Annotated in this window: 20 protein-coding genes; 15 read left to right on the forward strand and 5 right to left on the reverse strand. The window is 66.0% G+C overall.

The features are described from left to right. Positions 1-258: 258 nt before the first annotated feature. The 5 genes from rpsF (at position 259) to dnaB (ending at position 3334) form a co-directional block, all read left to right on the forward strand. Positions 259-624, forward strand: coding sequence for a 30S ribosomal protein S6 (rpsF, locus tag JHC36_RS04300; protein ID WP_124223587.1), 366 nt, complete (start codon positions 259-261; stop codon positions 622-624). 26 nt (positions 625-650) lie between these two features. After that, complete coding sequence (gene priB, locus JHC36_RS04305) at positions 651-980, forward strand: primosomal replication protein N (protein WP_124223590.1); 330 nt, start codon at positions 651-653, stop codon at positions 978-980. Then, positions 955-1236: a 30S ribosomal protein S18 gene (gene rpsR, locus JHC36_RS04310; RefSeq protein ID WP_124223593.1), complete on the forward strand. Its 282-nt coding sequence runs from the start codon at positions 955-957 to the stop codon at positions 1234-1236. The genes priB and rpsR overlap by 26 nt, the downstream gene beginning before the upstream one ends. 11 nt (positions 1237-1247) lie before the next feature. Continuing rightward, a complete protein-coding gene (gene rplI / locus JHC36_RS04315) occupies positions 1248-1700 on the forward strand; it encodes a 50S ribosomal protein L9 (protein ID WP_124223596.1) in 453 nt (150 codons plus the stop codon). 218 nt (positions 1701-1918) lie between these two features. Further along, positions 1919-3334, forward strand: a complete 1416-nt coding sequence (gene dnaB / locus JHC36_RS04320) for a replicative DNA helicase (protein ID WP_287916301.1) — start codon at positions 1919-1921, stop codon at positions 3332-3334. Positions 3335-3502: 168 nt separating this feature from the next. Here the strand turns inward: dnaB and JHC36_RS04325 are convergent, their stop codons facing one another. The 3 genes from JHC36_RS04325 to JHC36_RS04335 form a co-directional block, all read right to left on the reverse strand. Beyond that, entirely contained in the window at positions 3503-5191 is a 1689-nt protein-coding gene (locus tag JHC36_RS04325) for a PhoH family protein (RefSeq protein WP_287916304.1), read from the reverse strand. A 59-nt stretch (positions 5192-5250) separates the two neighbouring features. Continuing rightward, the gene (locus JHC36_RS04330) at positions 5251-5739 is read right to left on the reverse strand and encodes a peroxiredoxin (protein ID WP_124223603.1); all 489 of its coding nucleotides are present in this window, start codon (positions 5737-5739) and stop codon (positions 5251-5253) included. Positions 5740-5874: 135 nt separating this feature from the next. Then, positions 5875-6267: an Mth938-like domain-containing protein gene (locus tag JHC36_RS04335; RefSeq protein ID WP_124223606.1), complete on the reverse strand. Its 393-nt coding sequence runs from the start codon at positions 6265-6267 to the stop codon at positions 5875-5877. A 99-nt stretch (positions 6268-6366) separates the two neighbouring features. Here JHC36_RS04335 and JHC36_RS04340 point away from each other — a divergent pair, with 99 nt between their 5' ends. The 10 genes from JHC36_RS04340 (at position 6367) to JHC36_RS04385 (ending at position 20131) form a co-directional block, all read left to right on the forward strand. Then, the gene (locus JHC36_RS04340) at positions 6367-7596 is read left to right on the forward strand and encodes a pyridoxal phosphate-dependent aminotransferase (RefSeq protein WP_287916310.1); all 1230 of its coding nucleotides are present in this window, start codon (positions 6367-6369) and stop codon (positions 7594-7596) included. Positions 7597-7667: 71 nt separating this feature from the next. Beyond that, entirely contained in the window at positions 7668-8990 is a 1323-nt protein-coding gene (locus tag JHC36_RS04345; protein WP_287916312.1) for a homoserine dehydrogenase, read from the forward strand. Position 8991: 1 nt separating this feature from the next. After that, on the forward strand, positions 8992-10416 hold the full coding sequence (thrC, locus tag JHC36_RS04350) for a threonine synthase (RefSeq protein ID WP_287916314.1): 1425 nt from the start codon (positions 8992-8994) through the stop codon (positions 10414-10416). A gap of 39 nt (positions 10417-10455) precedes the next feature. Then, positions 10456-11025, forward strand: a complete 570-nt coding sequence (gene mobB, locus JHC36_RS04355) for a molybdopterin-guanine dinucleotide biosynthesis protein B (RefSeq protein ID WP_287916332.1) — start codon at positions 10456-10458, stop codon at positions 11023-11025. A gap of 57 nt (positions 11026-11082) precedes the next feature. Next, the gene (locus JHC36_RS04360; protein WP_503006850.1) at positions 11083-12432 is read left to right on the forward strand and encodes a molybdopterin molybdotransferase MoeA; all 1350 of its coding nucleotides are present in this window, start codon (positions 11083-11085) and stop codon (positions 12430-12432) included. Between the two features lie 25 nt (positions 12433-12457). Continuing rightward, positions 12458-15085 (forward strand): putative bifunctional diguanylate cyclase/phosphodiesterase, encoded by a 2628-nt coding sequence (locus tag JHC36_RS04365; RefSeq protein ID WP_287916316.1) that lies wholly within the window; start codon positions 12458-12460, stop codon positions 15083-15085. Positions 15086-15131: 46 nt separating this feature from the next. Then, positions 15132-15383, forward strand: a complete 252-nt coding sequence (gene moaD / locus JHC36_RS04370; protein ID WP_124223776.1) for a molybdopterin converting factor subunit 1 — start codon at positions 15132-15134, stop codon at positions 15381-15383. A gap of 5 nt (positions 15384-15388) precedes the next feature. After that, positions 15389-15865 carry a molybdenum cofactor biosynthesis protein MoaE gene (locus tag JHC36_RS04375; protein WP_287916319.1) on the forward strand — a complete coding sequence of 159 codons (477 nt, stop codon included), beginning with the start codon at positions 15389-15391 and terminating at the stop codon, positions 15863-15865. A gap of 90 nt (positions 15866-15955) precedes the next feature. Beyond that, entirely contained in the window at positions 15956-18562 is a 2607-nt protein-coding gene (gene clpB / locus JHC36_RS04380; RefSeq protein WP_287916322.1) for an ATP-dependent chaperone ClpB, read from the forward strand. Between the two features lie 150 nt (positions 18563-18712). Next, positions 18713-20131, forward strand: coding sequence for a coniferyl aldehyde dehydrogenase (locus tag JHC36_RS04385; RefSeq protein WP_287916325.1), 1419 nt, complete (start codon positions 18713-18715; stop codon positions 20129-20131). Here JHC36_RS04385 and JHC36_RS04390 read toward each other — a convergent pair. Both JHC36_RS04390 and JHC36_RS04395 read right to left on the reverse strand, forming a co-directional pair. Continuing rightward, positions 20103-20678 carry a hypothetical protein gene (locus JHC36_RS04390; RefSeq protein ID WP_287916328.1) on the reverse strand — a complete coding sequence of 192 codons (576 nt, stop codon included), beginning with the start codon at positions 20676-20678 and terminating at the stop codon, positions 20103-20105. The genes JHC36_RS04385 and JHC36_RS04390 overlap by 29 nt on opposite strands. A 211-nt stretch (positions 20679-20889) precedes the next feature. After that, a complete protein-coding gene (locus JHC36_RS04395; RefSeq protein ID WP_287916330.1) occupies positions 20890-21072 on the reverse strand; it encodes a hypothetical protein in 183 nt (60 codons plus the stop codon). Positions 21073-21622: the final 550 nt, after the last annotated feature.

Consider the following 21622-nt stretch of genomic DNA (forward strand, 5'->3'; position numbering starts at 1 on the left):
GCCCGCTTTGACGCCCCAAAACACGCCCGAGGGCGTTGCAAATGCGCGCCGTAGCCCGAGCTACGGCTGTGCTTTGCGCCTACTCGGGCGCGTTTTGGGGCGCCCCTTCGGGCACGCCCAATTCCCTCTCAGCCTCTGAGCGCGGACGGCGCTGCGCTGGGTTTTCGTATAATTGCGGGCTTTCCCTTGCCACACCCCGTGTTGACGCCGGGGGTGGCTGTTGCCAACGCCTGATTGGGCTATCCACAAGGAGTATCGATGCGTCACTATGAAATCGTTTTGCTGATCCACCCGGATCAGAGCGAGCAGGTTCCGGCCATGCTCGAGCGCTACAAAGGCATGATCACCGCCGGCGGCGGCAAGATCCACCGTGTCGAGGACTGGGGGCGCCGTCAGCTCGCCTATCAAATCAACAAGCTCAGCAAGGCGCACTATCTGTGCGTCAACATCGAGGCCGATCAAGCCGTGATGGCCGAGCTCGAGCATGCATTCCGCTTCAACGATGCGGTGCTGCGCCATCTGACGGTCCAAAAGGCTCAAGCCGAGACGGGCCCGTCGTCGATGATGAAAATCGTCGAGCGCGAGGAAGCCCGCAAATCCGGCGCCGTCGAGCACAGCGCCTGATGGCCGTCGCCTTTGCCTTTTCCTGAGTGAACTGTTTCGAACTCGACGCGCTCATCGAAGAAGCCAAGCCCATTCGGTACACGCCTGCGGGCGTGCCGGCTTTGGATCTTTGGCTGGAGCATGAGTCGGTGGTCGAGGAGGCGGGCACAGCCCGCGTCGTCAAGCTCAGGATGCGGGCCGTGGCGCTGGGTTCGCTGGCAGAAACCCTCAGCCGGCAAGCCGTAGGCAGTTCATGGCGGTTTCGCGGTTTTCTCGCGACTTCGCGCAACGGCAAAGGCGTCGTTTTGCATCTTCAAGAATTTAAGACCGATCCATCTTCAGGAGTCCATCATGGCCGGACCGAAACGTTTCAATAAAGACAAGCGCCCCAAGCGCCCCGCACAAAACCTGTTGTTCAAGCGCAAGCGCTTCTGCCGCTTCACGGTCACCGGTGTGACCGAGATCGACTACAAGGACGTCGACACGCTGCGTGACTTCATCGCTGAAAACGGCAAGATCATCCCCGCGCGCCTTACGGGCACCCGGGCGATCTTCCAGCGCCAGCTGAGCACCGCAATCAAGCGTGCGCGCTTCCTGGCGCTGCTGCCCTACACCGACCAACACAAGATCTGAGGAGAACGACGATGGAAGTCATCCTGCTCGAAAAGGTCGTCAACCTCGGTGATCTCGGCGATATCGTCAAGGTCAAAGACGGCTACGCCCGCAACTTTCTGATTCCCAGCGGCAAGGCGCGTCGGGCGACGGCCGCCAACAAGGCCGAGTTCGAAGCGCGCCGCGCTGAACTCGAGAAGGCCGCTGCGGCCAAGTTGGCCGAAGCACAAGCCCAGGGCGAAAAGCTCGCGGGCAGCACCATCAAGATCACCCAAAAGGCGGGCGTCGACGGGCGTCTGTTTGGCTCGGTGACCAACCACGACATTGCGGAAGAGCTCAACAAAATGGGCTACAAAGTCGCGAAGGCGCAAATCCGCATGCCGCACGGCCCGATCAAGATGGTGGGCGACACCACCGTGGGCGTGGCGCTGCACACCGATGTGCTGGTCGAAGTGACGGTTTCGGTCTACGGCGAAACCGCGTAAACGTCGGCCCTGCATGTCAGGCCGCCGGGGTTCGCTCCGGCGGCCTTTCTTTTTTGGGCGCGTCGCCCTGGGGCTCGGCGGCAACCGCGTTCCCCAGCATTTCCCCTGCATTTCCCCGGTATTTCCCCTGCCGATCCCCGGTTTGTCCACAGACTTGTCCCGTGACGGAGCGACGCTGGGGCGATAGCATCTTCATTTCTCTTGGTTCGATGAATTCCATGCACACCAGCCTGACTTTGCCGGATGTTCCGGGCCCCGACGATCTCCACGTTGCGGCGGACTCGGAGGTGGCACGCTTGCGCGTGCCGCCGCACTCGGTCGAGGCCGAATCCAGCGTGCTGGGTGGTTTGCTGCTCGACAACCTGGCATGGGATCGTGTGGGCGATCTGCTGGTCGAGACCGACTTCTATCGCTACGAACACCGGCTGATCTATGCGGCCATCGGGGCGCTGATCCATCAGTCCAAGCCCGCAGACGTGGTGACGGTGTTCAACCAGCTCCAGGTTCAGGGAAAGGCGGAAGAGGCCGGCGGTCTGGCCTATTTGAATGCGCTGGCGCAGTACGTGCCGAGTGCCAGCAACATCCGGCGCTATGCCGAGATCGTGCGCGAGCGCTCCATCCTGCGCAAGCTCGTCACGGCGAGCGACGAGATTGCCACCAACGCGTTCAACCCGCAGGGCAAGCCGGTCGATAAGATCCTCGACGAGGCCGAGCAGAAGATCTTGAGCATCGGCGAGGAAGGCGCGCGGATGAAGCAGGGCTTCCAGTCGATGGATGCGCTGGTCGTGCAGCTGCTCGACCGCGTCCAGGAGATGGCCGAGAACCCCAACGACATCACGGGCGTGCCCACGGGTTTTTATGACCTCGACCGCATGACATCGGGACTGCAGCCGGGCGACCTGGTCATCCTTGCCGCGCGGCCCAGTATGGGTAAAACCGCTTTTGCGATCAACATCGCCGAGCATGTCGCGTTGAACGAAGGGCTGCCGGTCGCGGTGTTCTCGATGGAGATGGGTGCCTCACAGTTGGCGGTGCGGATCGTGGGCTCGATCGGCCACATCAACCAGGGGCATCTGCGCACCGGCAAGCTCACCGACGAGGAGTGGCCGCGCCTGACCGAAGCGATCGAGCGGCTGCGCACCGTGTCGCTCCACATCGACGAAACGCCGGGCCTGACGACGGCCGAACTGCGGGCCAACGCCCGCCGTTTGGGACGTCAATGCGGCAAACTCGGCTTGATCGTCGTCGACTATCTACAGCTCATGGGGGGCTCGAGCAGCGCGGGCGACAACCGGGCGACGGAACTCGGGGAAATTTCGCGCGGCCTAAAGATGCTCGCCAAGGAGTTGCAATGTCCGGTGATTGCGCTCTCGCAGCTCAACCGCAGCGTCGAGACCCGAACCGACAAACGCCCGATGATGAGCGACCTGCGCGAGTCCGGTGCCATCGAACAAGACGCCGACATCATCATGTTCATCTACCGCGACGATTACTACAACAAAGACAGCAAAGAGCCACGCGTCGCCGAAATCATCATCGGAAAGCAGCGCAACGGCCCAACCGGGACCGTCAAGCTGACCTTTATCGCGCCGCTGACCCGCTTCGAGAACTACACGCCCAACGAAGGCTACTGAGGCTCAGGGCAACGCTGAATAAGTTCCCGTGATGGTGCGCGAGCGGCCGCGGGATGGCATGCGAGGCGCAAACCGCAGCCATAGCCGAAGCTATGGCGAGGATTTGCAACGACGCAGACCGCCCGCAGCCGGGATGCGCGACGCGCGAGGGACTTGTTCAGCGTTGCCTCAGAGCACTTCGCTGGCGAAGTCGGCGAGGCGTGAGCGCTCACCACGTGCGAGGGTGATGTGGCCGCTGTGGGGCCAGCCTTTGAACCGGTCGACGACATAGGTCAGCCCGGATGAACCCTCGCTCAGGTACGGCGTGTCGATCTGCGCGAGGTTGCCCATGCAGACGATCTTGGTGCCGGGGCCGGCGCGCGTGATCAGCGTTTTCATCTGTTTGGGCGTGAGATTTTGCGCCTCGTCGATGATCACGAACTTGTTCAAGAAGGTGCGCCCGCGCATGAAGTTCATGCTCTTGATCTTGATGCGGCTGCGGATCAGTTCGTTCGTGGCCGCGCGCCCCCATTCGCCGGCGTTGCCGCCATCGCCTTTGGCGAGAAATTCGAGGTTGTCGTCGAGCGCGCCCATCCAGGGGCCCATTTTTTCTTCTTCGGTGCCGGGCAGGAAGCCTATGTCTTCACCAACGCTGACGGTCGCCCGCGTCATGATGATTTCGGTGTAGCGCCGTTCGTCGAGAACCTGGGTCAGGCCAGCGGCCAGGGCCATCAGCGTCTTGCCCGTGCCGGCCGTTCCGGCGAGGGTGACGAAGTCGATTTCGGGGTCCGTGAGCAGGTTGAGCGCGAAGTTCTGTTCGCGGTTGCGCGCCGTCACGCCCCAGACCGCGTTTTTCAGGTGCGTGAAGTCGCGCAGCGTGCGCAACACCGCGGTTTTGCCGCGGATTTCGGTGACGCGGGCATAGAGGCTGGGCTCGCCCGGTGCTTCGAAATAGACGAATTGGTTGATCAGCAGCGAGGGGACGATCGGCCCGGTGATGCGGTAGTAGGTGTGCTGCCCCTGCTGCCAGCTCTCCACGGTCTTGCCGTTTTTGCTCCAGAAATTCGCCGGCAGCGCGAGCGAGCCTGTGTAGAGCAGGTCACCATCGTCGAGCACCTTGTCGTTTTGGTAGTCCTCCGCCGCCAGGCCGAGCGCGCGTGCTTTGACGCGCATGTTGATGTCCTTGGACACCAACACGACCTCGCGCGGGGCCAAGGCCCGACCCAGCGCCTGAACGACGCCGAGGATCTGGTTGTCCGCCTTGCCTTGCGGCAGGCTCAGCGGCAGCGCGTGCTCCAGGGCCTGGGTCTGGAACAGCAGCTTGCCGGTGGCCTCCCGGTGCCCGGTGGCGTCGAGCGGGATGCCGGCACCCAGATCTTTGCCATGCGCGGCCAGCGCGTCGAGCATGCGGCTCGCCTGCCGGGCGTTGCGGGCCACTTCGGTCATGCCTTTTTTGTGACCGTCGAGTTCTTCGAGCACGATCATCGGCAAGAAGATGTCGTGTTCCTCGAACTGGAACAGGCACATCGGGTCGTGCATCAACACGTTGGTGTCGAGTACGAACACTTTTGGGGGCGTCGCAGCGGCTGAAGCCGCAGCCGGCTTCGAAGCGCTGCGTTTGGCGGGCGCAGCCGCGGCTTTCCGCGGCGCGGTCGGTGCGGAATGCGCTTCTGGCTGGGGAGCCGGGGCGGCAGCGGGGGCGAGGATTCGCTCGGTTACCGTCGCAGGGGCCGCGCCAGCCGCTTGCGGCGGCGCATGGCGGCTGCGGCCTCGCGCCTTCGGAGACGCAGCCGCGCGCGCTTCGGGCGGCGCGAGTGTTTCGATGACTTCTTTGGGGAGGACGGCGGCCCGCTTGGCGGGTGGAGGCGGCAGTGGCATGCCGTCGATTATGCACATGCGGCCGCCCCTCCCGCCGCAGGGGCTGGCCTGGCGTTGCCTTATGCCGCGGCTTTTTCTTTTTTCTTCAGGGCCTTGACGGCCTTGAGCACTTCCTCGACGTGGCCGGGGACTTTGAGGCCGCGCCATTCTTCCTTCACGATGCCGTCGGGGCCGATGAGGAAGGTGCTGCGCTCGATGCCCTTGACCTTTTTGCCATACATGATCTTGTTTTTGACGACGCCGAACATGTGGCACATTTTTTCTTCGGTGTCGGCTATGAGTTCAAAGGGCAGCTCGAGCTTGGCTTTGAACTCTTCGTGCGACTTCATGTTGTCGCGCGAAACGCCGAAGACGACTGCGCCGGCCTTGACGAAGTCTGGGTAATGGTCGCGGAACTGCATTGCTTCGGTGGTGCAGCCGGGCGTGTTGTCCTTCGGGTAGAAGTAAAGGATCAGGATTTGCCCGAGATGCGACGTGTTCGTGACCTTGACGCCTCCGGTTGCGTTGGCTTCGAATTCCGGGAGGGGTTTGTTGACAACGATCGCCATGGTCTTCAATCTTGTGTGACAGTCGGTGCTGCAAGGCCAGAGGCCGGTTGCGGTCTCAAGATGAACCGCTGTTCAGGGCCAGGCCGTGGATTGCGGCAAACCGAGATTTTACCGCGCTTTGGGTGTCGGCGCGGTCTAGGGGCTTCCCGGAGGCGCCACGCGCTCGATGAGTGCCGCCAGCAAGACCTTGCGCCCTTCGCCGGCGAGGATGTTGTAGGTGCGGCACGCGGCGCGGGTGTCCATCGTTTCGACGCCGATGCGCTCGCGATAGAGGCCAGCGAGCCACTGGGGATGCGGAAAACGCTGGCGTAAACCGCTGCCGAAAATCACCAGCTCGACGCCAAAGCGCTGCAGGGTCTCGAAGTGCTGCGCTTCGAGCTGTTCGAATGCAGCGCAGTTCCAGGCTTCGCGTGCGCCCAGGCTGCTGATGAGGACGCTGTCGTCGATGCGTTCGCCGTCGACCGCGATCCAGTCGGGGCCGTAGCCGGTGACGATCGGCACGTCGTAGCGGTCAGCGGTGAATTTCATGGTGGGCGAGCCCCGTGGCCGATGTGTTCAAATTATAGGTTTCCGATGCCCGGGCCAGGCGAGACGCGCCTTGCCTGAACACTGCCGTCCGGAGGGACTTTGAAGCCAATCCGCAAATCCGCCAAGCTCGCCAACGTTTGCTACGACATCCGCGGCCCGATCATGGACGCGGCGCGGCAGATGGAGGAGGAGGGGCACAAGATCATCAAGCTCAACATCGGCAACCTGGCCGTGTTCGGCTTCGATGCGCCCGAGGAAATCCAGCAGGACATGATCCGCAACCTGCCGAATTCGGCGGGTTACTCGGAAAGCAAGGGCATCTTCCCGGCGCGCAAGGCCGTGATGCACTACACGCAGGAGCAAGGCGTCAAAGGCGTGACGCTCGACGACATCTACCTCGGCAACGGCGCGAGTGAGTTGATCGTGATGGCGACGAACGCTTTGCTCGACAACGGCGATGAAATCCTCGTGCCTTCGCCCGACTATCCGCTTTGGACCGCCGCAGCGAGCCTTTCGGGGGGCACGCCCGTGCACTATCGCTGCCGCGAAGAAGACGGCTGGATGCCCGATCTCGACGACATCCGCGCGAAGATCACGCCGCGCACCAAGGGCATCGTCGTCATCAACCCCAACAACCCGACCGGCGCTCTGTATTCCGACGCTTTGTTGCGCGAAATCGTGGAGATCGCACGCACGCATCGGCTGGTGATCTTCGCCGACGAGGTCTACGACAAGGTGCTCTACGACGGCGCCAAGCACACGGCGCTGGCGAGTTTGTCGGAGGACGTGCTCACGCTCACTTTCAATTCGCTCTCCAAAGCCTATCGCGCCTGCGGCTACCGCGCGGGCTGGATGGTGGTCTCGGGCGACAAAAGGCCGGCGAAGGACTACATCGAGGGCCTCAACATGCTCTCGAACATGCGACTGTGCTCGAATGTGCCGGGCCAGTACGCGATCCAGACGGCGCTGGGCGGCTACCAGAGCATCAAAGACCTGGTGGGCGAGGGCGGGCGGCTGCGGCGCCAGCGCGACCTGGCGTATGAACTTATCACCGCGATTCCGGGCGTCACCTGTGTCAAACCGCAGGCGGCGCTTTACATGTTCCCGCGGCTGGATCCAAAAATTTACCCGATCGAGGACGATCAGCAATTCTTCCTCGAGGTGCTGCAGGAAACCCGCGTGATGTTGGTGCAGGGCACCGGCTTCAACTGGCCCGACCCCGACCACTTCCGCATCGTCTTTCTGCCGCACGAAGACGATCTGCGCGAGGCGATCGGCCGGCTGGCGAAGTTTCTCGAAACCTATCGACGCCGTCACGGCACCGATTGACACTTCTTTTTTAGTAGCAATACAGCGCCGATATTCGCCGGGCTGGATGCGATTTTGTTGGAAAAATGGCTATGAAACCCATCCAAGTCGGCCTTCTTGGCATCGGCACCGTCGGGCGGGGCACCTTCGAGGTGCTGCGGCGCAATCAGGAAGAAATCCGCCGTCGCGCGGGCCGTGGCATCGAAATCACGATGGTGGCCGACCTCGACGTGGCCCGAGCCGCATCCATCGTCGGTGACGGCGTGGCCGTGGTGGCCGATGCTCGGGCAGTGATTGCCAACCCCGACATCGACATCGTTGTCGAGCTCATCGGCGGCTACGGCATCGCCAAGACTTTGGTGCTCGAAGCGATCGCTGCGGGCAAGCATGTGGTCACGGCCAACAAGGCGCTGCTGGCGGTGCACGGCACCGAGATTTTCGCGGCCGCGTCGGCCCAGGGCGTGATGGTGGCCTTCGAAGCCGCGGTGGCCGGGGGCATTCCGATCATCAAGGCGCTGCGCGAAGGGCTGACCGCCAACCGCATCCAGTGGATCGCCGGCATCATCAACGGTACGACGAACTTCATCCTGTCCGAAATGCGCGACAAGGGCTTGGACTTCGACGTGGTGCTCAAGGAGGCGCAGCGCCTGGGCTACGCCGAGGCCGACCCGACCTTCGACATCGAGGGCGTGGACGCCGCGCACAAGGCGACGCTGATGAGCGCGATTGCGTTTGGCATTCCGGTGCAGTTCGACAAGGCCTATGTCGAAGGCATCACGCAGCTCGGCGCGCAGGACATCAAGTACGCCGAGCAACTGGGTTACCGCATCAAGCTGCTGGGCATCACCAAGCGTGCGGCCGGCGGCGTCGAACTGCGCGTGCACCCGACGCTGATTCCAGCCAAGCGGCTGATCGCCAACGTCGAGGGCGCGATGAACGCCGTGGTGGTGCACGGCGACGCGGTGGGGCCGACGCTGTACTACGGCAAAGGCGCGGGCGCCGAGCCTACGGCCAGCGCGGTGATTGCCGACCTGGTGGACGTGACGCGGCTGCACACGGCCGACCCGCACCAGCGCGTGCCGCATCTGGCCTTCCAGCCCGACGCCATGAGCGACCTGCCGGTGCTGCCCATGAGCGAGGTGCGCACCAGCTACTACCTGCGCCTGCGCGTGGCCGACGAGGCCGGCGTGCTGGCGCGCGTGACCGGCATCGTGGCCGAGGCGGGCATCAGCATCGACGCGGTGCTGCAGCGCGAGGCCGATGAAGTGCTGGGCGAGGGCGCCACCGCCACCGACCTCATCATCCTCACCCATGAAACCCGCGAAGGCACGATGAACGAGGCGCTGGCCCGGCTGCAGGCGCTGCCCACGGTGCTCGCGCCGATCGTGCGCATCCGCAAGGAAGAGTTGAACTGAGATGCTGTACCTGAGCACCCGCGGCCATCCTGAGCGCCGTCATTTCTGCGAAATCCTGCTCGAAGGGCTCGCGCCCGACGGCGGCCTCTACCTGCCCGAGCATTACCCGTCGCTCGACGCCGCGGCCCTGGCCCGGCTGCGCGGGGTCTGGCAGCGCGACGGCTATGCGGCGCTGGCGTTCGAGATCCTCTCGCTCTACATCGACGACATCCCGGCCGATGACCTGCGCGCGCTCTGCGAGCGCACCTACACCGCCGAGGTGTTCGGCACGCGCGAGATCGTGCCGCTCAAGCCGCTCGAGCCTGGGCTGATGCTCGAAGCGCTCTCCAACGGCCCGACGCTCGCGTTCAAAGACATGGCGATGCAGCTGCTCGGCAACCTGTTCGAGTACGAACTCGCCCGCCGCGGTGAGACGCTCAACATCCTCGGCGCGACCAGCGGCGACACCGGCAGCGCGGCCGAGTACGCGATGCGCGGCAAGAAGGGCGTGCGGGTGTTCATGCTCAGCCCGCATGGCCGCATGAGCCCCTTCCAACAGGCGCAGATGTACAGCCTGATGGACGAAAACATCCACAACATCGCCATCCGCGGCGTTTTTGATGACTGCCAAGACATCGTCAAGGCCGTCAGCAACGACCTCGACTTCAAGCGCCGCTACAAGATCGGCACGGTCAACTCGATCAATTGGGCGCGGCTGCTTGCGCAGGTCGTCTATTACTTCGCCGGGTATTTCCAGGCGACCGCCGACGACAGCCAGCGGGTGTCGTTCACCGTGCCTTCGGGCAACTTCGGCAACGTCTGCGCGGGGCATGTGGCGCGGCAGATGGGGTTGCCGATCGACCGGCTGGTCGTGGCCACCAACGAAAACGACGTACTCGATGAATTCTTCCGCACCGGCGTCTACCGCGTGCGCGGCAGCGCCGACACGCACGAGACCTCGAGCCCGTCGATGGACATTTCCAAGGCCAGCAATTTCGAGCGCTTCGTGTTCGACCTGATCGGGCGAGACGCCGCACGCTGCAAGGCGTTGTTTGGCGAGGCACTCGCGCGCGAGGGGCGGTTCGACCTCAGCCAGGACCCGGCCTTTGCGCTCGCCCGGAGCCGCTACGGGTTTGAGAGCGGCAAGAGCACCCACGCCAACCGTCTGGCCACCATCCGCGACGTGTACGCGCGCGACGGCGTCATCATCGACCCGCACACCGCCGACGGCGTCAAGGTGGCGCGTGAACACGGGAAGCCCGGCGTGCCGATGATCGTGCTCGAGACGGCGCTGCCGATCAAGTTCGCCGACACCATCATCGAGGCCTTGGGACGCGAGCCCGAGCGCCCGGCGCGGTTTGTGGGCATCGAGGATCTGCCCAAGCGCGTGCAGGTGCTCGATGCCGACGCCGAGGCGGTCAAGGCGCTCATCGCAGCTGCGGTTTGATGCTTTTTCGGCCCCATGCCGGCGTGAAATGGTCGGTTGTTGCTCTCAAAAAATGAATCATCGACAGGGATGGCTATGAAGGTCGTCGGCTTTGCGGGCTATTCGGGCTCGGGCAAGACCACGCTGGTCGAGCGGCTCATCCCCGCGCTCAAGCTGCACGGGCAGCGCGTGTCGGTGGTCAAGCATGCGCACCACCGCTTCGACATCGACCATCCCGGCAAAGACACCTTCCGCCACCGCGAGGCGGGCGCCTTCGAGGTGGTCGCCGCCTCAAGCCGCCGGCTCGCCCTGATTCGTGAGTTCGAGCGCGAAGGCGAACTCACGGTGCACCAGCTGATCGCGGAACTCTGGCCCGGCGTCGATTGGGTGCTGGTCGAAGGCTACAAAGACAGCGACCTGCTCAAGATCGAAGTCTGGCGCGCGGCCTCGGGCAAGCCGGCGCGGTACCCGCATGACGACTTCATCGTCGCCGTCGCCACCGACGACCCCGCGGCGCTGCCCGAGCCCACCGGTCTGCCGGTCCTCGACCTCAACGACGCCGACGCGCTCGCGCGCTGGCTGATCGCGCACGGTGAGCGCTTCGAATACGACGCCGCGCTGTACATTTGAAACACAGCGTTGCAAGATTGCCGCCGGGCCTTGCGGCCTATCCCGGAGTTCGCTGCCATGACCCATGTTCCGCCCTATGCGCCCCCCTCGCCTGCTGAGGCCGCATCGAACGACGCGCACCGTGCCGCGCCCTTGGCGACGCCACCGGCGCGCGCGCCGCTGCGCCCCCTCGACGACGCGCTCGCCGCGCTTCTGGCCACCGTCTCGCCGCTCGCCCGGCGGGACTTCGTCTCCACCTTCGAGGCCGACGGGCGGGTGCTCGCGCAAGACCTGATCTCCCCCTTGCACGTGCCGCCGCAAGACAACTCGTCGATGGACGGCTATGCGGTGCGCGCCGCCGATGTCAGCCACCCCGGCGTCGTGCTGCGCGTGTCGCAGCGCATCGCCGCGGGGGACGCGCCGCAGCCGCTCGAGCCTGGGACGGCCGCGCGCATCTTCACCGGCGCGCCCGTGCCCGCAGGTGCCGACGCCGTGGTGCCGCAGGAAGACACCGAGGCGGTCAGCGGCGACCTGCATGGCGGGCGCTTTCTCTCGGTGCCGCGCGCGGGCCAGTTCGTGCGCCGCGCCGGCGAGGATGTGGCGCGCGGTGCGACCGTGCTCACGCGCGGCACGCGGCTCAACCCCGCCGCCCTGGGGCTTGCGGCGAGCATTGGCGCGGCGCGGCTCGAAGTCGTCGCGCGGCCTCGGGTGGCGCTGTTTTCGACCGGCGACGAACTCGTCATGCCCGGCGAAGTCGCGCCCGAAGCGCTGCCCGCCGGCGCGATTTACAACTCGAACCGCTTCTTTCTGCGCGCGCTGCTGCATCGCCTCGGCTGCGAGGTGAGCGACCTCGGCATCGTCCCCGACCGGCTCGACGCCACGGTCGCAGCCTTGCAAAGCGCGGCCGACCATCACGACCTCATCCTCACCAGTGGCGGCGTCTCGGTCGGTGAGGAAGACCACATCAAACCCGCCGTGCGCACGCTCGGCGCGCTCGACCTGTGGCAGATCGCCATCAAGCCCGGCAAGCCCTTCGCGCATGGCCATGTGCGCAGGGGCGCCAACAGCCTCCATGCCTCCGGCCCGCACTGCCACTTCATCGGTCTGCCTGGCAACCCGGTCTCGAGTTTCGTGACCTTTCTGGTGCTGGTGCGGCCGTTTCTGCTGGCTTTGCAAGGCGCGCCGGCGGGTCTGCCCGCGCCGCTGTGGCTGCCCGCGCACTTCGACTGGCCGCGGCCCGACAAGCGCCGCGAATTCCTGCGGGTGCGCCGCAACGCCCAGGGCGGGCTCGAGTTGTTCCCCAATCAAAGCTCGGGGGTGCTCACCTCGGCGGTCTGGGGCGACGGTTTCGTCGACAACCCGCCGGGCCAGGCCATTCGGCACGGCGACCGGGTCGCCTACTGGCCGCTCCAGGGCCTGATCGGCTAAGGGCACACGCCCCAGGAACCGCCCCATGGCCCCGCCCGAACCGCCGGTTTCCCCTGCGCCCTTGGCGCAGCCGGTACGGCCGCGGTTTCGGCGGATTTTGCTGGTGCGTCTTCTTGGGACGGCGTTGGGGTTGCTGCTGGCGTTTTTGCTCATCGTCGTGTTGGTCGTCGTCGCACCCTTGGCGCAGCGGCACGCCGAAGCCCTGTTTTCGAGCCAGACGCAGACCGTGCGTGCCGAAGTGGCGACGGCGTTTGACGATGTGGGCGGTCTGCAAACCCTGCTGATCGCGGACTGGCAGGCCAATCCGCCGACGCTCGATGCGCCCGAAGCCTTCATCCGGCAGGCGCGCGGCGTGATGACGGCGCTGCCGCCCGCGACTTCGGTCGTGCTGGGCAACGAACACGGCCAGGGCTGGCTGTTGCTGTGGCGGGCCGACCGTCAGGAATGGTGGCTCCGCCTGACCGATCGCGAGCGCTGGGGCGACGAGCATCGCTTCGTTGCCTTCGACCCGCAGGGCCAGGAGCTGCGCCGCTGGCGTGAACGCCTGCCCTACGACCCGCGTGTACGCCCATGGTACCGGCTGGCGACCGAGCAACCCGGCGTGACGCGCTGGACCCACCCTTATGTGTTCTACATCACGCGCGAGCCCGGCATCACCGCAGCCCGCGCCTGGCGCGCCCGCGACGGAAGTCTCTGGACCCTGGGATTCGACCTGCGGGTGCAGGAGATCCAGGCCATCGCCGAGCGCCTGTCGCGGCCTCATGAGGGCCGTGTGGCGATGGTTGATTTCGATGGGGATGAATTGCTGGGGTTGGCAGGCGGCGCTGTGTCCTTGACGCTGGGCGTGGCGCCTTCGGGCGAGCCTGAACTGATGCGGCTCGATGCGGCGCCCGATCCGGTGCTGCGCGCGCTTGTGGCACATGCCAGCGACGCCCAGGCCGTCCACACGGCGTGGATCACGGGGCAGCCCTGGCTCTGGACGCGTCAGCCCGTGGCTTTGGGGAACGAGACGCTCACTTTGTTTCTGGCGGCACCCTGGATGAGCTTTCTGCCGCCGCTTCGGTTCTGGCTTGGGGCGCTGCTGCTCTCGATGGTGCTGGCCATGGCGGCGGCCGCGGTGCTCGTGCGCCGCTGGGCGGACCAGCTTTCGAGGCCGATCGAGACGCTCGCCGATGCGGCTCATCGCATGGCGGCGTTGAGCTTCACCGATTCGGTGCGCACCGACTATGCGAGTGCCGAGCTGCACACGCTGGCGCGCGCCCTCAACCACCTCCGGCGGCGGCTGGCGGTCTACACCGCACGGCTGCGGGCACGCGAGGCGGATCTGGCGCGCGAGGTCGCCGCGCTGCGCGCTGCGGAACAACGGTTGCTGCACATCGGGCTGCACGACGCGCTGACCGACCTGCCCAACCGGCGGCTGCTGATGGAGCACCTGCAGCATGCGCTGGCGCGCGCCGATCGGGGGGAGAGCTCGATTGCCTTGCTGTTCATCGACCTCGACTACTTCAAGGAAGTCAACGACACGCGCGGTCATGAGGTCGGCGACGAGGTGCTGCGCGAGGTGGCGCCGCGGCTGCTCCATCATGTCCGCGCGGGCGACCTCGCCGCTCGGCTGGGCGGGGATGAATTCGTGCTGCTGCTCGAGGGCGTCAGCGCCGAGGTCGCGATCGAGCGCGCCGAGGATGTGCTCGAGGCGCTGCGCACGCCGCTGGTGGCGGGCGGCGAGCGCTGGTCGCTGGGCGCCAGCATCGGCATTGCGCTTGGGCCGCGCGACGGGGCCGACCCCGGGACGCTGCTGCGCCATGCGGATGAAGCGCTCTATCGCGCGAAAGCGGCCGGCCGCAACCGCTGGGTGCTGTATGAGCGGGGGTTCAGCCAGTCGACCGAGGCCACGCGGGCCTTGCGGGTTGCGCTCGAGGCGGCCTTGCAGGGCAGCGGGACGGACGGTCTCGAGCTGTGGTGGCAGCCGCAAATCGCGCTCGATTCGGGCGAGGCGGTCGCGGCCGAGGGCTTGCTGCGTTGGCGGCATCCGCAGCGCGGGCTGGTTCCGCCGGCAGAGTTCATCCCGCTCGCCGAGGACGCGGGTCTGATGCCCGCGCTCGGCTGGCGCGTGCTCGATCTGGCGTTGGCGGCAGCGCCCGAATTGGCGCGCGCGCAACCCCGTTGGCGGCATGTGGCGGTCAACGTTTCGGCGCGGCAGCTCGAGCTGCCCGACTTTGCCGACCAGGTGCTCGAGCGTCTCGCGCGCACCGGCTGGCCCGCGGAGCGGCTCGAGTTGGAAGTCACCGAGTCGGTGCTGCTCGAAAGTGCCAACGGCCGGGCGCATTTGGAACGCCTGGCTGCGCACGGCGTGCGCCTGGCGCTCGACGACTTTGGCACTGGCTATTCGTCCCTGTCTTACCTGCGCCAACTGCCCTTCGATGTGGTCAAGATCGACGCGAGCTTCGTGCGCGATCTGGGCGCCGGCGCGCAGGCCGACAGCCTCGTCGAGGCCCTGATCGCCATGGCCAAGGCGCTGGGTCTGGAACTGGTGGCCGAAGGCGTCGAAACCGAAGCGCAGCGGGCGTTCCTGGCCGCGCGGGGCGTCGATCTCGGGCAGGGCTATCTCTGGTCGCGGCCGCAGCCACTGGCGGCTTGGCTCGGGCAGCGCTGAATGCGTTCGATCGGGCTCGGCTTATGATGTTTGGGCTATGCCGAACATCCACGTCCAACTCCGCTTTTTTGCCTCGCTGCGCGAGGGCTTGGGGATTTCCGAACTTGCCCTCGACACTTCGGCGACCAATGTGGGCGAGCTGCGCCAGGCGCTGGTGGCGCGCGGTGGGGCTTATGCCGAGCTGCTCGCGCCGGGGCGGGCGGTGCGCGCGGCGGTGAACCAGGTCATGGCCGATGAGAACCACCCGCTGGCCGAGGGCTGCGAGGTCGCCTTCTTTCCGCCCGTCACCGGAGGTTGAATCCCATGGGCACGCCGCGGGTGAGCATCCAGACCGAGGATTTCGACCTTTCCACCGAGGTCGCGCGGCTGCGCGCGGAAAAGAAGGGCGTGGGCGCGGTCTGCGCGTTCGTGGGCACGGTGCGCGACCGCAACGAAGGCGTATCGGTCTCGACGATGGAGCTCGAACACTACCCCGGCATGACGGAAAAGGCCATCGAGGCCATGATCGACGAGGCGCACCAGCGTTTCGACATCCTCGGCGCGCGGGTGATTCACCGCGTGGGTCTGCTCGAGCCGCTGGACCAGATCGTGCTGGTGGCGGTCATCAGCGCGCACCGCGGCGAGAGCTTCCGGGCCTGCGAATTCCTCATGGACTACCTCAAAACCCAGGCGCCGTTCTGGAAGAAAGAGCAGACGCCCGAGGGCGCGCGCTGGGTCGATGCCCGCGTGAGCGACGACGCGGCGCTGGCGCGCTGGGGCATCGAGCGCCGTAACGCTTAGGGTCACGGTCGGGCCGCCAAGCGGCTGCGCTGAGCCTGCCTTGAAATCCTTCCGATCTGGCCCAAGTTGCCGAGTCAACGGAGGATTTCCATGCGAATCGACAAACTCACCACCAAATTCCAGGAAGCGCTGCAGGAAGCGCAGACGCTGGCCATGAGCAAGGGCCATGCGTACATCGATCCGGCCCATGTGCTCGCCGTCATGCTGCGGCAGCAGGATGGGCCGCGTTCCTTGCTGGAGCGCGCTGGCGTCGACGTGCGCGCCCTGGAGGCAGCCGCCGATGCGGCCGTTGCCCGTTTGCCTGAGGTTCAGGGTCAGGACCAGGTGCAGGTCGGCCCCGACCTGCTGCGCCTACTGCAGGCGGCCGACAAGGAAGCGCTCGACCGCGGCGACGACTACATCGCCAGCGAAATGTTCCTGTTGGCGCTGGAAGCCGACAAACGGCTGACCCTGGCCGACGAGGCCCGAAAGCTCGGCCTCAACCGTAAATCTTTAGAAACCGCCATCAACACCATCCGAGGAGGACAGAAAGTGGACAACCCCGAAGCCGAAAGCCAGCGCGAAGCGCTCAAGAAGTACACCCTCGACCTGACCGAGCGCGCCCGCAACGGCAAGCTCGACCCGGTCATCGGCCGCGACGACGAAATTCGCCGCACGATTCAAATCCTGCAGCGCCGCAGCAAGAACAACCCGGTGCTCATCGGTGAGCCCGGCGTGGGCAAGACCGCCATCGTCGAAGGGCTGGCGCAGCGCATCGTCAACGGCGAAGTGCCCGAGAGCCTGCGCGACAAACGCGTGCTCTCGCTCGATATGGCCGGGCTGCTCGCCGGCGCCAAGTACCGCGGCGAGTTCGAAGAGCGGCTCAAAGGGCTGCTGAAGGAAATCGCGCAGGAAGAGGGCAAGATCATCCTCTTCATCGACGAAATCCACACCATGGTGGGCGCCGGTAAGGCCGAGGGCGCGATGGATGCGGGCAACATGCTCAAGCCGGCGCTGGCGCGCGGCGAGCTGCACTGCATCGGCGCGACCACGCTCGACGAGTACCGGAAATACATCGAGAAAGACGCTGCGCTCGAGCGCCGCTTCCAGAAGGTGATGGTCGATGAGCCCACCGTCGAGCAGACCATCGCGATCCTGCGCGGCTTGCAAGAAAAGTACGAGCTGCACCACGGCGTGGACATCACCGACCCGGCGATCGTCGCCGCGGCCGAGTTGAGCCATCGCTACATCACCGACCGCTTCCTGCCCGACAAGGCGATCGACCTGATCGACGAGGCGGCAGCCAAGATCAAGATCGAGATCGACTCCAAGCCCGAAGTGATGGACAAGCTCGACCGGCGGCTGATTCAGCTGCAAATCGAGCGCGAGGCACTGAAGAAAGAGCACGACGAGGCGTCGCAAAAGCGCCTGGCGATGATCGAGGAAGAAATCACCAAGATCAAGAAAGAGCTCGCCGACCTCGAAGAGATCTGGCAGGCCGAAAAAGCCGCCGTGCTCGGCAGCAAACAGATTCGCGAGGAAATCGAGAAGCTCAAGCTGCAGATCGAGGAGCTCACGCGCAAGGGTGACTTCAACAAGGTCGCCGAGCTGCAATACGGCAAGCTGCCCGAGCTCGAGCGTCGCCTCAAGCAGGCGCAAGAGCAGGAAGCCGCCGCCGGTGGCGAAGGCAAGCCGCGCCGTCTGCTGCGCACGCAAGTGGGCGCGGAGGAAATCGCCGAGGTGGTCAGCCGCGCGACTGGCATTCCGGTCTCCAAGATGATGCAGAGCGAGAAAGACAAGCTGCTGCACATGGAAGAGAAGCTGCACGAGCGCGTGGTCGGCCAGGACGAGGCGATCGTTGCGGTCTCGAACGCCATCCGGCGCTCGCGGGCGGGTCTGTCGGACCCGAACCGGCCCACCGGCTCGTTCCTGTTCCTCGGCCCCACCGGCGTGGGCAAGACCGAGCTGTGCAAGGCGCTCGCCGGCTTCCTGTTCGACAGCGAAGAGCACCTGGTGCGCATCGACATGAGCGAGTTCATGGAGAAGCACTCGGTCGCGCGTCTCATCGGTGCGCCCCCGGGCTATGTGGGCTATGAAGAAGGCGGCTACCTCACCGAGGCGGTGCGTCGCAAGCCGTATTCCGTGCTGCTGCTCGACGAGGTGGAAAAAGCCCACCCCGACGTGTTCAACGTGCTGTTGCAGGTGCTCGACGATGGGCGGCTGACCGACGGCCAGGGCCGCACGGTGGACTTCAAGAACACGGTCATCGTCATGACCTCGAACATCGGCTCGCCCATCATCCAGAACATGGCCGGGCGGCCCTATGACGAGATCAAGGACGCGGTGACGGACGAGCTGAAGAACTACTTCCGGCCCGAGTTCCTCAACCGCATCGACGAGACGGTGGTGTTCCATCCGCTGGACGCCAAGCACATCCAGTCGATCGCCAACATCCAGCTGCAAGCGCTGCGCGAGCGGCTGGCGAAGATGGATCTGGATCTGCAGGTCACGCCCGCGGCGCTCGAGGAGCTGGCGAAAGTGGGCTTCGACCCGGTGTTCGGCGCGCGGCCGCTCAAGCGGGCGATCCAGCAGCGCATCGAGAACCCGCTGGCGAAGCTGCTGCTCGAAGGGCGTTTCCCGCCGAAGTCGGTCATCACCGTCTCGGTGGACCCGGTGCGCGCCCCAGGCCAGTTCATCTTCAGCGGCGGCGTTGCCTGATCGGCCCTGCACCACGGCCTGTGCTAGACCCCCAGCCCTCGGGCCGGGGGTCTTTTTTTTCGCCGGGTCGATTGGGGCGAGCCCTCTAATCGGGCGGCGACGGCGCTTCTATGATGGGCCACGTCACGCTCAATCCAACCACAGTCCGCCATGCCCATGCACGCTTTGTTCGACGCCCAGTTCCGTGCCAGCCGCGCCGAGGTCGACCCGCCGCTCTCGGTGCGACGCGACCGGCTATACCGCATGAAGAAGCTGATCGACGGCCACGGTGCGGCCCTGCATGCGGCCGTGGAGGCTGATTTTGGCGTGCGCTCGCCGGGTCTGACCGAAGTGGCCGACTTGTTCGTGCTGCGCGCCATGCTCGGCCACCTGCAGCGCCACCTGTCGCGCTGGATGAAGCCCACGCGGGTGGCCACGCCGGTGTACTTGCAGCCGGCCACGGCCTACATCCAGCGTCAGCCGCTGGGCGTGGTGGGGGTGATTTCCCCGTGGAACTATCCGATCCAACTCGCCTTGGCTCCGGCGGCTACGGCCATGGCCGCGGGCAACCGGGTCATGCTCAAGCCCAGCGAACTCACGCCGCGCACCTCGGCGCTCTTGGCTGAACTGGTGCGGCAGCACTACGCGCCGGAGGAGTTTTGCGTGATCGAGGGCGACGCGCAGGTCGCGGCTGAATTCGCCTCGCTGCCTTTCGATCACCTGTTCTTCACCGGATCGACCGCGGTCGGTCGCAAGGTGGCGGCTGCGGCGGCGGCGAACCTCACGCCGACCACGCTCGAACTCGGCGGCAAGTCGCCCGCCGTCATCGATCGCTCGGTCACCATGGGTGACGCGGCCCTCAAGATCGCCCACGGCAAGCTGCTCAACGCGGGCCAGACCTGCATTGCGCCCGACTATGTGCTGCTGCCCCGCGGCATGGAGGCCGATTTCGAGCGCGCCTTTACCCAGGCGGTCGCTCGGCTGTTTCCGAAAATCCTGGGCAACGGCGACTACGCCAGCGTCATCACCGAGCGCCACCTCGCGCGGCTGCGCGCGCTGGTCGAGGAGGCCCGCTCTGGCGGTGCGCGCGTGGTCGTGGTCGACCCCGCAGGCGGCGCGCTCGATCAGCTGCACATCGACCCCGAGACGCGCCAGATGGCGCCGGTGCTGCTCTTTGGCGCGCAGCCCGGGCAGCGCGTGCTGGAGGAGGAAATTTTCGGCCCGGTGCTGCCCGTCTTGCCCTACGACACGCTCGATGAAGCCATCGAGACGATCAACGCACGCCCGCGGCCGCTGGCGCTGTACTGGTTCGGCAGCGATATCGCATCACGCGACGCGGTGCTCAACCGCACCGTCAGCGGCGGCGTGTCGGTCAACGACACGCTCATGCACATCGCGCACGAGAACCTGCCGTTTGGCGGCGTGGGCGAAAGCGGCTGGGGCGCCTACCACGGCCACCGCGGCTTCCTGACCTTCACCCACGAAAAATCGGTGCTGGTGCAGTCGCGCTTGGGGCTAGGGCATCTGTTCTACCCGCCCTACGGCGCGCGCTTCCGCCAGGTCACAGGCTTGCTTCGGAAGATTCTGTAGCGGACGTAACGGCGTCGAGCGCGCCCTCGGGCAGCATGGTGGCCAGCCGCAGGCGGATGCCCTCGGCACGCTCTTCGCCGGCAAGCGCCTTGACATACGCAAGCAGCAGCCACGCCGACTCGACCAGTTCGGCCACATCGCGGGCTTGGCGGAACAAGTCGCGCAACTGCTGCGCACGCTCGGGCTGGGCGCGCGCAAAGAAGCGCTCGGTCATGTCGAACAGGTACATACGCGCCGCGGCGACCGAGCGGCCGTGCGTGAACCGGTCGGCCACCGTGGCGACGCGGACCGGGGGCGCGGCAACCACCGGGTCGTCGGGCGGAGGCTCGGCTGCCACAAGGTTCGCGGGCCGCAGGTAGCCGCCCTGCAGCAGCGACTGCAACGGATCGGCGACGGGCTGACCCATGAGCGCTTCCAACTCCCGCAGGCTGCGCTGTCCATTGACCAAGAGCAGCAAGGCCCGTTGCCGGGGCGTCAGTTCACGCCCGCGCTGGGCCAACACTTCCAAGGCTTTTGGGGTCTTTTCAAAGATCGGCTGGGCTCGCATGGCAACCTCGCACGTTTTCGGTGCGCCAGAACCGGACGCTTCGCCCGCCGATCTTCACTCAGCGCTGTGACAGGGCCATGAAGCTCGTGTTTCAAGAATTTTTCAGCGATTGGCGGTGTGAAATGGGTGAGGTTTGCTCTCAGGATTTGTAAGCGCGCAGACCGCCCGCCGCCGGGGTGCGCGGCGGGCGAGAGACGGGTTCAGCGTTGCCTCAGCCGCGCCAGCACTCGCCGGTGGGGGTGGCAAGGCGTTCGGCGCGGCCCAGGGCTTCGAGGGTTTCGAGGATGCGGGGCAGGCTTTTTTTCCACGGGCCGCGGCCTTTGAAGCGGGACTCGATGGCGGAGATCGGCACCGGTGCCGCGGCGCGCTCGAGCACCTCGGCGACGGCGCGCACCTGCTCGGGCAGGCTGGCGGGCCAGGGCAGGGGCGGCTCGGCGGTGGGTGTTGGTGTGGGTGTGGCGCCGGTACGGACGTGGCTGCGGGTGGCGGGTGGGCCGCGCCGTCGCCAGCGGGGTTCGGAGTGGCTTCGTCGGCAGGTTTTGAAGAAAAAACCCCGGAAGCCCGGCGTGAATTGCCGCTTTCTTGCTCTAGATTTAGAAGCGCCTCGGTGGGGCCAGCGGCTTCGGCGGGCGCGGCGGTGGGGGCCTGGAAGTCCGGGCGCAGCCAGCGGATGGTGCCGCGGGCTTCTTCGGCGGCGCGGCGCGCATTGCAGGCGACAAGCCGCGCCAGGAGCTCCTCCTCGGCGGCGGCCTGTTCGGGCGGCTTGTCCGGCAGCGTCGTGGTGGCACCGGGGCGGCCCACCAGGGGCCAGCCAGATCGCTCCAGCCGTAGGCGGCCAGTACCGCCTCGTCGAGCTCGTCGTGCAACGAGGCCAGCACCGACACCAGCCCGGCCTGATGCACGGCTTGTTCCTTGGGGCTCAGGGGCTGGCCCGCGCGCAGCGC

Source organism: Tibeticola sp. (genome assembly GCF_022759015.1).
GTDB classification, from domain to species: domain Bacteria; phylum Pseudomonadota; class Gammaproteobacteria; order Burkholderiales; family Burkholderiaceae_C; genus Tibeticola; species Tibeticola sediminis.